Origin of the sequence: Xanthomonas sp. WHRI 6106 (assembly GCF_040202405.1) — a bacterium.
GTDB classification, from domain to species: Bacteria; Pseudomonadota; Gammaproteobacteria; order Xanthomonadales; family Xanthomonadaceae; genus Xanthomonas; species Xanthomonas cannabis.
Genome location: NZ_JBEGFC010000007.1, coordinates 33,829 through 46,917, shown reverse-complemented (window position 1 = coordinate 46,917; position 13,089 = coordinate 33,829). Strand labels below are relative to the sequence as shown.

Here is a 13,089-nt window from a genome sequence, read left to right as displayed (position 1 = left end):
GGCCGTCGCGCGCGCTGGAGAGTCGCGTGTAGCTGCGGAATGTGCGGCCGCTGGATGTCGTGGGCGCTCGAGGGCCCAGGCGTTATCGAGACGGCATCGCGGCCAGGGCCGCTCCTGCAGCGCCTTGTCACTGCACTGCTTTGGCAGGAGCGACCCTGGTCGCGCTGCCGTCCCGATGACCGCGACGCGCATCGCACGGCAATGCGCGCCACCCAGCCCGGTGTTTCACTCAGGCTCATGCATCGCCATCGACCTCAATACCGCCAACGCAATGACACGCTGATGAACCGCGGCTCGCCGTAGTTCTGATAATCCAGATTCGCCCAGTAGGTCTTGTCGAAGGCGTTGCGCACCGCCAGCGTGGCGGTCCATTGATCGCTGATGCGGTAGTTGGCGTTGAAATGCACCAGCGCGTACGGGTTCTGCACCACCGTGACCGGCGTGGTGGCGCCGCTGCCGTCGCCGATGGGGCGCGCGATATTGAAACCGCGCACCGCGCTCTGCCAGCTGATGCCACCGCCGATGCTCAGGCGGTCCCAGGCGCCGGGCAGGCGCACCTGGGTGGATAGCTGCAGATAGTCCTCCGGCAGATTGGCGTAGATCGCATCGGTCGGCGCCCGCGTCACCTTGACGTGCGTGTAGCCACCGTTGACCGTCCAGCCCGGCAGAATCTCACCGTTTAAATCCACTTCCCAGCCACGACTCTTGGTGCCGTCCACGCCGATGAAGGCGGAAGTACCATCGGGCAATGCGCCTTCCGGTTGGGTCATGTCGCGCACCGCGAAGTTGTCCTGCTTGGCTTCGAACACGGCGGCGGTGGCCATCGCGCGGCCGTCGAGCAATTGCGCCTTGATGCCGGCTTCCAGATTGGAGCCTTCCACCGGCGCGAGCAGGTTGTTGTCCTTGTCGCGGTAGTTCTGCGGATTGAAGATCTCGGTGTAGCTGGCGTAGACCGAGACGTCGGGCACGATGTCGTAGACCAGACCCACATACGGGGTGACTTCGTCGCTCACCTTGTAGCGGCCGCTGGTGCCGGTATAGCTGCCACTGGCGCTGAAGGCCTGGGTGCGGGTCTGCCAGGTGCTCAGGCGTGCCCCGGCGATCAGCGACAGCGGCTCGGCCAGACGGAAGCGGGTGGAGGCGTACACGCCACGTTGCGTGGTGCGCGCTTCATTGCGCCGGCCGTTGCGCGCATAGGTCACCTCGGAAATGTCGCCGTTCCAGTTGCGGATGTCCGGAATGAAATAGCAGCGCTCACGCCCCCCGGTCGGGCTGATGCAGGTGGCCCAGTCATCCGGATAGGTCTGCGCGGTGGGGTACGCGGTGGACTGCAGATCCTGCCAGCTACCGCCGACGACCACATCGTGCTGGCGGCCAAACAGCGAAAACCCGCCCGATAGGTACACGTCCACGCTGTCGCGGACATCCTCGGTTTCGCCGGCCGCTGTGCGCAGGAAGATGCCGCTGCCATCGGCCGCCGGATAGCCGGTGCCGTAGACGCGCATGTTCTGCACCTGCCCCTTGGTATGGGCGTAGTTGACGCGCAGCAGCCAGTCCTCGCCAAAGCGCTGTTCCAGGTTGGCGAAGGCGGTGCTGGTTTCGCGCTGCCAGCGCGTCCACTCCGGTGCCATGTTGGTGGAGCGCGGCAGATTGGCCAACGATCCGTCGGCGGCGAAGAACGGCACCGTGCCCCAGGTCGAGCCGACCGGGCTGTTGTCCTGGCGCTGGTAGCCCACGGTGAGCGTCGTGCTGTCGGTCAGGTCGCCTTCCAGCACCGCCATGCCGGACATCTTGTTGTCGTGGTAGCGGTCGTAGTAGTAATCGCGGTCCTGCCAGGCGGCCACCACACGGCTGCGAAAACGCCCATCTTCGGTCAGCGGTGCATTGACGTCGGCCTGCATGCGGCGGAAATCCCAGGTGCCCGCGCTCACCGCAAACGACGCATCGAAGTCCTTGCCCGGGCGCTTGCGCAGCAGGTTCACCGTGGCCGAAGGAATGCCCGCGCCGGTGAGCAGGCCATTGGCGCCGCGGATCACTTCGATGCGGTCGTAGAAGACCGTGTCGTATTCCTGATTGGTCGCCCCGCTATAGGTCGGCAGGCCGTCGACCTGGAAATCGGTGATCTGGAAGCCGCGCGCAAAGTACAGCGGGCGCTGGGTGTCGTAGAACGACACGTTGACGCCAGTCACATTGCGCATCACATCGTCGATGCTGAACAGCGATTCGTCTTCCAGGCGCTGCAGCCCGATCACGCTCACCGACTGCGGCGTTTCCTGCAGGGTCAGCGGCAGGCGCGTGGTGGTGGCCGGTTGCGCGCGGCTCACCGTGCCGTTGACGTTGACCTGGTCGAGCGTCTTGGCATCGGCCAGGTCGGCTGCGTGCACCGGGGCCGGCAAGCTCAGCGCGCACAGCAGGGCGACAGACAGCGTGGTCAGGGAATGGGGCAATGCAAGCATCGGTCTCTCATCGATCGTGGGCGCACGCCGTGGCGCGGCAGCAGGGAGGCAGTCATGTGTCAGCGTCCTGCTCAGGCGATGGCTGGCTGGCCTGGCAAAGGCTGGCGGATCGACGAGAGGACATGGCCGGAGCCGGCCAGACGTTACGCAAATGTAAATCGTTATCGTTTCTACGGCAAGTGCGGCGCGGTTGGGGTCGCTTGATCGTGGCGAGCCGTCAATGGTTCGGCAACGCGCGTCGTGCATCAAGACACACGCCGCGGCGTGGCGAACACGACGGCGCATCCGGCCAGGTCACCGGCGCCGGCGGTGACAATGCGCGTGCTGGTAACGCGCTCACGCTGCCGAAAGACGCGGCCATGGGGGACACCGGTGGTGTGGATGACGACGAAGGACGGCTCCCAACCGCAGCCACGCAAGCGCGAACGTGGCCAACGCGGCGCACAGCGCGTTGGAAACAACGTGGAGGGCCCGCCAGCGACTCGCCAGCGCAGTGCGCCTGCTCAGCCCAGATGCGACAGCGGCAGCCCTTCCGGCGCCTTGACCGTGCGCAGCACGAAACTGGAATTGACGTCCGACACGCCGGTGGCATTGAGCAGGCGATCCAGCAGGAACCGCGAAAAATGCTCCAGGTCGCGTACCTGCACCTGCAGCAGATAATCCATGTCGCCGGTCAGGGCCCAGCACGCCACCACCTCGTCCCAACCGCGCACCCCATCGGCGAACCGGTCGATATCGGCCTGGCCATGCTGTTCCAGCTGCACCCGCACAAAGGCCTGCAGGCCCAGCCCCAGCGCGCGGGCATCCAGACGCGCACCGTAGCCGGCGATGATGCCGGCCGCCTCCAGTCGCTGCGTGCGGCGCAGGCAGGCCGAGGCCGACAGGTTCACCTGCATGGCGAGCTCGGCATTGCTGGTGCGCCCCTGCGTCTGCAGGAGGGCAAGCAACCGCAGATCGGTGCGGTCCAGGGCAATTGGCTGGTCCATATGTTGCGCAGCAGCAGATTCAGACGCACGAATCTTGCGCGCAACCGGTCGCGGCACGCAAGGTTCGCAAGCCTCTTGCGTCGCGATCGGGATAAGGTGAAGAGCTGCCGCCATGGGATTTCTACCGCATGAACACTGCCCCGCGCCGCGTCGAAAACCAGCTCACCGACAAGGGCTACGTGCCGGTCTACACGACCGCAGTGGTCAACCAGCCGTGGGACGGGTACAGCAGCGACGACCATGCCACCTGGGGCACGCTTTATCGCCGCCAGCGCGAGTTGCTGGTGGGCCGCGCCTGCGATGAGTTCCTGCAGGCGCAGGACGCGATGGGCATGGACGATCGGCAGATTCCACGCTTCGACGCGCTCAACGCCGTGCTGCAGGCGGCGACGGGCTGGACCCTGGTGGGGGTGGAAGGCCTACTGCCGGAGCTGGATTTCTTCGATCACCTGGCCAACAAGCGTTTTCCGGTGACGTGGTGGATCCGCCGGCCAGACCAGATCGACTACATCGCCGAACCGGATCTGTTCCATGACCTGCTCGGGCACGTGCCGCTGCTGATGAACCCGCTGTTTGCCGACTTCATGCAGGCCTATGGCCGTGGCGGGGTCAAGGCGCATGGCATCGGCGCGGACGCGCTGCAGAACCTGACGCGGCTGTACTGGTACACGGTGGAGTTCGGCCTGATCAAGACCGCGCAGGGGCTGCGGATCTACGGCGCCGGCATCGTCTCGTCCAAGGGCGAGTCGCTGTACTCGCTGGAGTCGGCTGCACCCAATCGTATTGGCTTTGATCTGCAGCGCATCATGCGCACCCGCTACCGCATCGACAGCTTCCAGAAGACCTATTTCGTCATCGACAGCTTTGCGCAATTGATGGAGGCCACAGCGCCCGACTTCACCCCGATCTACGCCGATCTCGCCCAGCAGGCACAGGTGCCGGCCGGCGATGTGCTGCCAAGCGATCTGGCGTTCCAGCGCGGCACCGGCGAGGGCTGGAGCCGCGACGGCGACGTGTGAGGCACAAGCTGAAGTCACGTGCTGCCTGCTGCGGCAGCGTAAGGCGATGCATGGTGTTGGCGCTGCGATGTGAGGCACACCGACTCGACACCGCTGCCACTGCGGACTAAGGTCAAGCCTCCCCACACCGCCTTCGCTCGATGGACCTGACGCATCTGCGTATCCGGCGCTTGGAGCTGGACGACACCCGCCTGCTGTTCACCCTGGCCAACGGCATCCGCATCGATGAGCCCATCCAGGCCCATCGCCTGTTGCTCAAGGCGACACCGCCGCAGCGTGCGCAATGGCAACTCACCGACGACGGCTTCGGGGTGAACTGGCCGGCGATCGCACCACCCACGCCGGAAGGCCTGCTCCACATGCCCGAGCTGCTGTGGCGCCGGCGCGCTGCACGCGCGCAGGCAAAACTGGCCACGCTGCGTGGACGCCTGGACGCGCTGACGCCGGGCGAACGTGAGCTGATCGCACTGGCCCGGCTGGATGCGGACATGAGCGAAAGCGGCTATGCGCGCTATTTCGACCGCTGGGATGCGGCCACCCGCAGCGATGCACTGCGCGGCCTGGCGGCCATGGGCGCAGCGCAGACGCGGCAGGCCATCGAAGGGCTGGGCGCGGTGTTCGAACGGCTGGAAGAAGACCCGGACCTGCTGAGCATCGAAGACATCCTCGACGCCATGAACGAGGCCGACCGCCAGCGCGTGCAGGGGTGGGAAGAGGTGTATTACCGCCGCCTCGGCGACCTGGCGCGCCTGGGCCTGACGCATTACGGCGTGGACAAGGCCTGAGGGCTTTGCTCTTGCTGCCTGCTGCATGCAGGTACTGCATCGCCGGCTGTGGACCTGCAGCTTGCCGATCGCCGTGGTACGCCTGGCTGGTTCAACTCACCGCTCAACGCGCGCGTGGAGTCGTCGACCGATGACGTCACCTGGTCGGCTTTACGCCGGTTATTTTTTCGGCGTCTGCGTGTAGGCCAGCAGCAGCACTAGCGGTTCCTCACCGATCTGCTGCAAGGCATGCGTGCTGCCAGGCCGCGTCAGTAGCGCATCGCCGGCGCTGACGTCGTACTGCTTGCCATCCAGCGCGTACAAGCCGCGGCCGCTGACGATGTAATAAACCTCGTCCTTGTCGTGCAGGTGCAGGCCGATGCCGGCGCCCTTGTGCAGCACGCGCTTGCGCAGCACGAACTTCAGCTCCGGCGCGTCTGCGAAGAATGGGTAGGCCGTGGTGGGGCCGGCGCCGCCGTGCGGGCCGGGTTGCTCGCGGGCGAGATCGCGTTCGTGCAGCACCAGCGAGGGATGCGCCTGTGCGGTGCGTCGGGCGGCGGTGTCGGGTGCTGCGCCGCAGTCGGCATCGCGGCGTAGTTGCGTCTTGAGCTCGGGCTGCAGTTGCATCCAGCCGTGCACGACCAGGCAGGCGATGGCGGTGGCACCGGCGCGGCTGAAGTGGGTGCCGTCGGCCTTGTGTTGTTTGGGCACGAACAGGAAATACGGTTTGGCGGCTTGTTCGCCGAGTGCGCGGATCCAGTCGCTGGAGCTGGCGTTGAGATCGATCAGGGCCACGCGTTCTTCGGCGGCCAGTTGCTGCATCGCCAGGGTGTAGCGGCCGTGCGTGTCGAGCAGCGCGCCGAAGTCGTAGAGCAGACGTGCGGCCGGGGTGATCAGGATCGGGGTGGCGCCGGTGTCGCGTGCGGTGGCGATGTAGCGGCGCAGGAACTGCACGTAGTCGGTGGTGGGATCGGTGTAGCGCGTGGGATCTTCGCGCTTGGCGTCGTTGTGGCCGAACTGGATCAGCAGGATGTCGCCGCGTTGCAATTCTTTTGCGATGGCATCCAGGCGCCCTTCGGCGATGAAACTGCGCGTGCTGCGGCCGCCCTTGGCGTGGTTATGCACCTGCCACTGCGCCGGGTCGAACCACTCCTGCAGCAGTTGGCCCCAGCCGGCTTGCGGCGCGCGCTCCGGGCCGTAGTCGGCGGCGGTGGAATCGCCGGCGATGAAGATGTGGTGGGGTGCGGTGTGGGCGATGCTTGCAAAGAGCAGCAGCGATGCGAACAGCAGCAGACGCATGGTGGGCTCCGGGGAGGTGGTAAGTGCACAGCGCTGTTCCTTCTCCCTTTGGGAGAAGGTGCCCGAAGGGCGGATGAGGGTGCGACTGCATTGGACCTATTGGACGGCGCTGCTGTCGTCCAAGCCTTCCCCGTTTGGGGTTGCTGTCTGCCGCCGTCCCCTCACCCCAGCCCCCGCTCCGCGCCCCTGCCCGCGCTAGCAGCGCGGGGGCTCCAAGGTACGCGCGCCAATGGCGCGCAAGCGGTACCTTCTCGCCCCGGCGGGAGAGGGGCTCAAGCGCGTTTGCTAGTTACGCGGCGGCAGCTGCAGCTTCGGGCTTGCCCAGTACACCGGCGACGAAGTTGCGGATTTCCGCATCCTGGGCGTTGTCGAAGAAGCACTGCTGGAAACGCTCGCCGCCGATGGCCTGCTTGATCAGCTCCGGGTCGATGGCGCGCAGGCCGTCGAGGTAGGACTTGGCGGTGGCCTGCTTGACCTGGGTCAGGATGCCGGCGTTGGCGGCCTGCGATTCGCGACGTTCGGCCGGGTAGCCCAGGCCGCGCTCGCCGCTGAAGGCCTTTTCGAAGATGTAGCGCACGTTGATTTCCGCGCCCCAGCCGTAGCCCTTGGCGAATGCCAGCGACAGCGCGTTGCCGTTGTTGACCTGCGCGAACAGGTAGGCGTCGGTCGGCTCGATGCAGTAGCCGCAGAACACGCCCGGGTGCGCGTTGAGCGACATCATGGCGCCCTGGCCGGTGCCGCAGCCGGCGACCACGAAGTCCACGGCCTTGGAATTCAGCAGGAGGCTGGCGACGATGCCCAGGTGGATGTAGGTCAGGCGGTGGTCGTTGTCGCCGTCCATGCCGACGTTGAAGACGCTATGGCCCTGCTCGCTGGCGACATCGTTGAGCTGCTGCAGGATCACCGGGTTCTTGGCGGCCTGGCTAAACTCATTCATGAGTGCGATTTTCATGGAAATGCTCCGATTGGTTGGGGAAGAGTGGTTCGGGAAAAGATGAAGGCGATGGTGCCGCCGCGAGGCGTTTTCGGTTGCGCTGCCCGTCCGGGGCGTTGGCGCTAGAGATAACCAAGACGTGACCAACACGCTGCGCGCCGTTGATTGCGGTTGCGGGCGGGGCTGCCCTCATCCGCCCTTCGGGCACCTTCTCCCGCAGGCGGGAGAAGGACACTACATCGCAGCAGCACCAGGGGCGGCGGCGCGCGCTGGACGGTGCGCGCCATCGCCGTGCGATCTGGATCAGCGTGCCAGCCAGCCGCCGTCGACCGGGATGATGGCGCCATTGACGTAATCCGAGGCGCTGCTGGCCAGGAACACGGCAGTGCCGCCAAGGTCGGACGGCTCGCCCCAGCGCGCGGCCGGGATGCGATCGAGGATGGCCTTGTTGCGATCCTGGTCGGCACGCAGCTGCGCGGTGTTGTCGGTGGCCATGTAGCCCGGCGCGATGGCATTGGTGGTCACGCCCTTGCTGGCCCATTCGTTGGCGAGCAGGCGGGTGATGCCGGCAATGCCGGACTTGCTGGCGGTGTAGGACGGCACCCGGATGCCGCCCTGGAACGACAGCATCGAGGCGATGTTGATGATCTTGCCGCGGCCCTGGGCGATGAAGTGGCGGCCGGCGGCCTGCGCCATGAAGAACGCCGACTTCAGGTTGACGTTGAGCACGTCGTCCCAATCCTGCTCGCTGAAATCGACCGCGTCGGTGCGGCGGATCAGGCCGGCGTTGTTGACCAGGATGTCCAGCCCGCCCAGCCCGGCGATGGTCTCGTCGACGATGCGCTGCACCGGTTCGATGCTGATCAGGTTGGCTTCGATGGCGAGGAAGCGGCGGCCCAGCGCCTTGACCTTCTGTTCGGTCTCGGTGGGCGCCTGGATGCCGGCGGCGGCGATGTCGGCGCCGGCCTGCGCCAGTGCCAGCGCGATGCCCTGGCCCAAACCCGTGTTGGCACCGGTGACCAGTGCGACCTTGCCTTCGAGACTGAACGGATTGCTCATTACCTTGTCGCTCCTGCTGGATGTGCCGTGATGTGGTGAGTGAACCGCGCGATGCGCGGCCGATTGCATTGTTCAAACGGGTGCAGTGCCGGCGCCTAGCGCGACCGAGGCGACGCCGTGGTGCCGGCCTTGCTGAAACGAAAACTTATTTGAGCTGGCAGATGTCCAGCACGTGCATGTCGGTGTAATCCAGGTTTTCGCCGCCCATCGCCCAGATGAAGGCGTAATTGCTGGTGCCGGCGCCCATGTGGATGGACCACGGCGGCGACACCACCGCTTCGTTGTTCTGGATCACGATGTGGCGCTGCGCGTCGGGCTCGCCCATGAAGTGGTACACGCGGTCGTTGGCGCCGAGGTCGAAATAGAAATACACCTCGCTGCGGCGGTCGTGCAGATGCGGCGGCATGGTGTTCCAGACGCTGCCCGGCTTGAGCACGGTCAGCCCCAGCAGCAGCTGCGAGGACTGGCAGGTGGCCGGCACGATGTACTGGTAGATGGTGCGCTCGTTGCTGGTTTCCAGCGCGCCGCGGTCCAGCGCCACCGCATCCTTGATCGACAGCTGCTTGGTCTCGAAGCGCGCATGCGCCGGTGTCGAGGCCAGGTAGAACTTGGCCGGGTTGGCGGCATCGTCCGAGGCGAAGCTGACATCGGTACTGCCCATCGCCACGTACAGGCCGTCCTTCGGCCCCAGCGTGTAGGCGGTGCCGTCCACGGTCACGGTGCCGGCGCCCGCGCCGACGTTGATCACGCCCAGCTCGCGGCGCTCCAGGAACGCGTGACCGGCGGCCGACGCCGGCTCGGTCTGCTTGGGCAGCTCCACTGCGGTGCCCAGGGGTGCGGCGCCACCGAGCACGAAGCGCTCGTAGTGGGTGTATTTGAGGGTCACCGCACCGTCGACGAACAGGCCGTCGAGCAGATACAGCTCGCGCAGGTCGTCGTTGCTGGCGCCCTTGATGGCGTCCGGGTGGGTGGCGTAGTGGGTCTTGCAGTACAGGGACATGCGCGATCTCCGGAGCAAGCAAGGGGAAAGAGGGCTTGCACCGGGGTAGTCTACCGGCTCTGGTTAACCGGTGTCATTGCGCAGTGCAAGATGGAGGTTGAGCCGTGCGCCGGCTTGCCCTTCTCCCGTCGGGAGAAGGTGGCGCGTAGCGCCGGATGAGGGTACGAGTCTGCGCATGGTGTTCGGGTGCGCGGTTTGGTTGGTCGGGCAGAGGCTTATGTGGACCTCCTACCAAGGCTTACGGCTTGGCTTTTTTGGATGGCTGTCTGCCGCCTTGCCCTCACCCCAACCCCTCTCCCGCCGGCGGGAGAGGGGCTTTTAACCCCTTCTCCCGTCGGGAGAAGGTGGCGCGCAGCGCCGGATGAGGGTACGAGGCTGCGCGTGGTGTTTGGGGGCGTAGCCTGGTGGTCGGGTAGAGGCTTATGTGGACCTCCTACCAAGGCTTACGGTTTGGCTTTTTTGGATGGCTGTCTGCCGCCGTACCCTCACCCCAACCCCTCTCCCGCAGGGAAAGGGGCTTTGAGCGCTCCGCAGGGAGAGGGGCTTTGTCGCAGCGATCGGCGGACTGCCTTCCCCCGCCTGCGGGGGAAGGTGCCCGAAGGGCGGATGGGGGCCGCCGTGGGCCGACCAAGGCTGCTGTTCTCACCTTGACGGGCTCCGTCCCGCAAAGTGGAGCGGAAGGCCCGTACCGCGAGGGGTCGCGGCGCAAGGCGCTCAATCTTCCGGCGGTTGGCAGGAGTCGCGCACGATCAGGTGCGGGCGCACGCTGGCGGTGGGCAGTTGCGGGGCGTTGTCCGGCTGGATCAGCATCGCGGCGGCAGTGCGGCCGGTGTCGCGGGTGTGGCGGCGCACCGAGGTCAGCGGTGGCCACAGGCGCGAGGCCAGCGAGCTGTCGTCGTAGCCGATCACCGAGAGCTGGCGCGGGATGCTGATGCCGGCGCGCAGGGCGACCTTATAGATACCGGCGGCCATTTCATCGTTACCGGTGAAGATGGCGGTGGGGCGCTTCTTGCCCAGCAGCAGCTTTTCGGCCGCGGCCACGCCGGATTCGAAGGTGTAGCCGGCTTCCACGATGCGCTCGGGCGGCAGTTCGATGCCGCGCCGGGTCAGCGCGTCGGCAAAGCCCGAGGTCCGTTCGATCGAGGAGCGGTAGGCGCTGGGGCCGGTGACCAGGGCGATGTCGCGGTGGCCGAGCGAGAGCAGGTAATCGGCCGCTTCGGCCGCACCGTCGCGGTCGTGGGTGATCACCGTCTGCGAGGTGGCGTCCAGCGCAATCGAGGCGATGCGGGTATAGCGGCAGCCGATTTCGGCCAGCATGTCGGCCAGCGCCTGGTCTTCGGAGGCGCGCGGCACCAGGATCACCCCGTGCAACTTCTGCGCCTGCGCAAAGCGGCGCACGCCCTCGATGTAGCCGGGGCTGCGGCTGTCGCAGGGGTGCACCACCAGCTCGAAGCTGGAGCCGCGCAGCGCGTCCAGCGCGCCGTACTGCATGTCCACGATGTACTGGGCCGTGGGGTTGTCGTAGACCATGCCGATCAGGAACGAGCGCCGGAACGCCAGCCCGCGCGCCAGCGGGTCCGGCGCGTAGCCGACCTCGCGCATCAGCGCCTCGACCTTCTCGCGGGTGTCCTGCCGCACCAGCGGCGAGTTGTTGATGATCCGCGACACGGTCTTCTTGGACACGCCCGACATGCGGGCGATGTCGTTGATCGTGGCTACCTTGCCCTTCGGCAGGCCGGGCATTCCCTCTTCAGGCATCTTGCGGGCGGGCATAGCGGTCAACCGTTGAAGTTGATTGGATTCTACCGGCCACAGGGCCGGCAGACCTGAGCGCAGCCTGCCGAGAGCGCAGGCCCGCCATGCAGGGCCTGTCGCGGCAGGCCTCGCCGCGGCATGCCCGACGACGCAGAACGGTCAGTCCAGGGCGCGGTAGCGGAAGTTGCGGAACTCCACCTGGCCGGGGCCTGCGGCATACAGCGCCGGTTTCAGTGCCAGGAACTTGCCGGCCACGTTGTGGTGGTAGCCGGACACCTCCATCTGCACCGGGTACTTGGTCCACGTCTTGCCGTCGGTGCTGCTGTGGATGGTGACGATGTGGCGGTTGTTGGTGACCCGCAGCCACAAAGTGCCACCGGTAGCACTGGGCGCCAGCGTGCCGGGGCGTTCCTCCCCGTAGCGGTGCATGACGAAGTTTTCGCCATTACTGCCTACGCCGGCATAGAGCTTGTCGCTGTAGAACAGCAGCGCCCCGCCCTGCCCGCCCGGCGCCACGGTCATCTGCACCTCGAACTGGTAGGCCGGGTCGGTGGCGATCACCGTCAGCGGCGAGGCATTGCGCGGGGCGGTGCCCTTGCCCTGCAGGCGCAGCACGCCATCACCCACCTGCAGGCGCTTGGCCTCGTCGGCCGCCGGATTGAAGAACGCCCACTGCGGACCCAGCGTGCTGGCACGGAAGTCGTCCGACAATGCCAGCCCGTGTTGCAGCGCCTGGCCACTGGGTTTTTTCAGCGGCGTGCCCAGGTCGCCGCCCTTGGCGACGAACCAGCCATCCGGGGTCCATTCGATCGGGTCCAGCAGCGCCTGCCGGCCCAGCGTCCAGAAGCCGTGTTCATAGCCGTGGTAGAGCATCCACCAGCGCTTGTCGGTGCCTTCCACCAGGGTGGCGTGGCCGCGCGACCACCATGGCTCGTCGGCGCTTTTGGTGCGGGTGATGGGGTTGTTGGGGGCGTTCTGCCACGGCCCATGGATGGAGCGCGAGCGCGCAGTGATCACCATGTGCCCAGTCGGCGGGCCGGCGGTGCCACCCACCGCGGTGGTCATGTAGTACCAGCCGTTGTGGCGGGTGATCTTGGGGCCTTCCTGCGCGTAGCCTTCCACGTCCCAGCTTTCCGGGTATTTCCAGCCGTCGTAGACGTGCTTGGGCGTGCCAACCACTTTCAGGCCGTCGTCGGAGAGTTGCACGTAATCGCCGCCGCTCAGGAACAGATAACGCTTGCCGTCTTCGCCCACCGCATGGCCGGGGTCGATGTACTTGCCCAGGCCGATATCGATCGGCGCGCTCCACGGTCCCTTGATGTCATCGGCCCACACCACGAAGTTGCTGCGCTCGCCCTGGTCGCCGCGACGGGCCGGAAAATAGATGTAATAGCGCTTGCCGTGCTTGATCAGATCCGGTGCCCAGATCGCGCCGACGTTCTGGGTGATGGCATGGCCCAGCGGCTGCCAGTTGACCAGATCGCGCGAATGCCAGATCGGCAGGCCCGGGTAGGCATCGAACGAGGACAGCGTGAGGTAGTAGTCCTCGCCATCCTTGAGCACGGACGGGTCGGGATGGTCGCCGGCAAGCACCGGATTGAGGAAGGTGCCGTTGCCCTGGTCGGCAATGCGCTGATGCTCGATGCCGCGCTTCCAGTCGGCCGCGGCGCTTAGCCCGGTACACAGCAACAGTCCGCCGGCCAGCAGCCAACGCAGACGGGGTGAGGTGATACGCATACGCATGCTTTCTCCTGGTCCCCGCGGTGCGGGGCGATGCGGTCGCCGGCAGGCAATGCCACCGGTTAACCAGATAAGGC

General features: G+C 66.4%; 10 protein-coding genes. 2 read left to right on the top strand and 8 right to left on the bottom strand.

Features of this window, described 5'->3' with window-relative positions; translation table 11 throughout:
* Window positions 1-254 precede the first annotated feature (254 nt).
* Window positions 255-2,456 (bottom strand): TonB-dependent siderophore receptor, encoded by a 2,202-nt coding sequence (locus ABQZ09_RS11860; RefSeq protein ID WP_349776961.1) that lies wholly within the window; start codon window positions 2,454-2,456, stop codon window positions 255-257.
* Between the two features lie 503 nt (window positions 2,457-2,959).
* Complete coding sequence (locus ABQZ09_RS11855) at window positions 2,960-3,442, bottom strand: Lrp/AsnC family transcriptional regulator (protein ID WP_039566292.1); 483 nt, start codon at window positions 3,440-3,442, stop codon at window positions 2,960-2,962.
* A 128-nt stretch (window positions 3,443-3,570) separates the two neighbouring features.
* Between ABQZ09_RS11855 and phhA the strand changes: the two genes are divergently transcribed.
* Both phhA and ABQZ09_RS11845 read left to right on the top strand, forming a co-directional pair.
* Window positions 3,571-4,461, top strand: a complete 891-nt coding sequence (phhA, locus tag ABQZ09_RS11850; protein ID WP_349776960.1) for a phenylalanine 4-monooxygenase — start codon at window positions 3,571-3,573, stop codon at window positions 4,459-4,461.
* Between the two features lie 140 nt (window positions 4,462-4,601).
* Entirely contained in the window at window positions 4,602-5,246 is a 645-nt protein-coding gene (locus ABQZ09_RS11845) for a DMP19 family protein (protein ID WP_039407065.1), read from the top strand.
* A 159-nt stretch (window positions 5,247-5,405) separates the two neighbouring features.
* Here the strand turns inward: ABQZ09_RS11845 and ABQZ09_RS11840 are convergent, their stop codons facing one another.
* The 6 genes from ABQZ09_RS11840 to ABQZ09_RS11815 all read right to left on the bottom strand — a co-directional run bounded on the left by ABQZ09_RS11840 (window position 5,406) and on the right by ABQZ09_RS11815 (window position 13,015).
* Window positions 5,406-6,524 (bottom strand): GDSL-type esterase/lipase family protein, encoded by a 1,119-nt coding sequence (locus ABQZ09_RS11840; protein ID WP_349776959.1) that lies wholly within the window; start codon window positions 6,522-6,524, stop codon window positions 5,406-5,408.
* A 289-nt stretch (window positions 6,525-6,813) separates the two neighbouring features.
* Window positions 6,814-7,476 (bottom strand): RpiB/LacA/LacB family sugar-phosphate isomerase, encoded by a 663-nt coding sequence (locus ABQZ09_RS11835; protein ID WP_039566719.1) that lies wholly within the window; start codon window positions 7,474-7,476, stop codon window positions 6,814-6,816.
* A gap of 285 nt (window positions 7,477-7,761) precedes the next feature.
* Window positions 7,762-8,517 carry a 2-dehydro-3-deoxy-D-gluconate 5-dehydrogenase KduD gene (kduD, locus tag ABQZ09_RS11830; RefSeq protein WP_039407056.1) on the bottom strand — a complete coding sequence of 252 codons (756 nt, stop codon included), beginning with the start codon at window positions 8,515-8,517 and terminating at the stop codon, window positions 7,762-7,764.
* Window positions 8,518-8,662: 145 nt separating this feature from the next.
* On the bottom strand, window positions 8,663-9,517 hold the full coding sequence (gene kduI / locus ABQZ09_RS11825; protein WP_047695036.1) for a 5-dehydro-4-deoxy-D-glucuronate isomerase: 855 nt from the start codon (window positions 9,515-9,517) through the stop codon (window positions 8,663-8,665).
* Window positions 9,518-10,231: 714 nt separating this feature from the next.
* Complete coding sequence (locus ABQZ09_RS11820) at window positions 10,232-11,290, bottom strand: LacI family DNA-binding transcriptional regulator (RefSeq protein WP_029218312.1); 1,059 nt, start codon at window positions 11,288-11,290, stop codon at window positions 10,232-10,234.
* 141 nt (window positions 11,291-11,431) lie between these two features.
* Window positions 11,432-13,015 (bottom strand): family 43 glycosylhydrolase, encoded by a 1,584-nt coding sequence (locus ABQZ09_RS11815; protein ID WP_184553647.1) that lies wholly within the window; start codon window positions 13,013-13,015, stop codon window positions 11,432-11,434.
* Between the last annotated feature and the right edge of the window lie 74 nt (window positions 13,016-13,089).

Bases quoted from the DNA above. Each gene is read 5' to 3' on its own strand.
- ABQZ09_RS11840 (WP_349776959.1), bottom strand. From the start codon at position 6,524: ATGCGTCTGCTGCTGTTCGCATCGCTGCTGCTCTTTGCAAGCATCGCC.
- phhA (WP_349776960.1), top strand. From the start codon at position 3,571: ATGAACACTGCCCCGCGCCGCGTCGAAAACCAGCTCACCGACAAGGGC.
- ABQZ09_RS11820 (WP_029218312.1), bottom strand. From the start codon at position 11,290: ATGCCCGCCCGCAAGATGCCTGAAGAGGGAATGCCCGGCCTGCCGAAG.
- ABQZ09_RS11815 (WP_184553647.1), bottom strand. From the start codon at position 13,015: ATGCGTATGCGTATCACCTCACCCCGTCTGCGTTGGCTGCTGGCCGGC.
- ABQZ09_RS11845 (WP_039407065.1), top strand. From the start codon at position 4,602: ATGGACCTGACGCATCTGCGTATCCGGCGCTTGGAGCTGGACGACACC.
- kduI (WP_047695036.1), bottom strand. From the start codon at position 9,517: ATGTCCCTGTACTGCAAGACCCACTACGCCACCCACCCGGACGCCATC.
- ABQZ09_RS11860 (WP_349776961.1), bottom strand. From the start codon at position 2,456: ATGCTTGCATTGCCCCATTCCCTGACCACGCTGTCTGTCGCCCTGCTG.
- kduD (WP_039407056.1), bottom strand. From the start codon at position 8,517: ATGAGCAATCCGTTCAGTCTCGAAGGCAAGGTCGCACTGGTCACCGGT.
- ABQZ09_RS11835 (WP_039566719.1), bottom strand. From the start codon at position 7,476: ATGAAAATCGCACTCATGAATGAGTTTAGCCAGGCCGCCAAGAACCCG.
- ABQZ09_RS11855 (WP_039566292.1), bottom strand. From the start codon at position 3,442: ATGGACCAGCCAATTGCCCTGGACCGCACCGATCTGCGGTTGCTTGCC.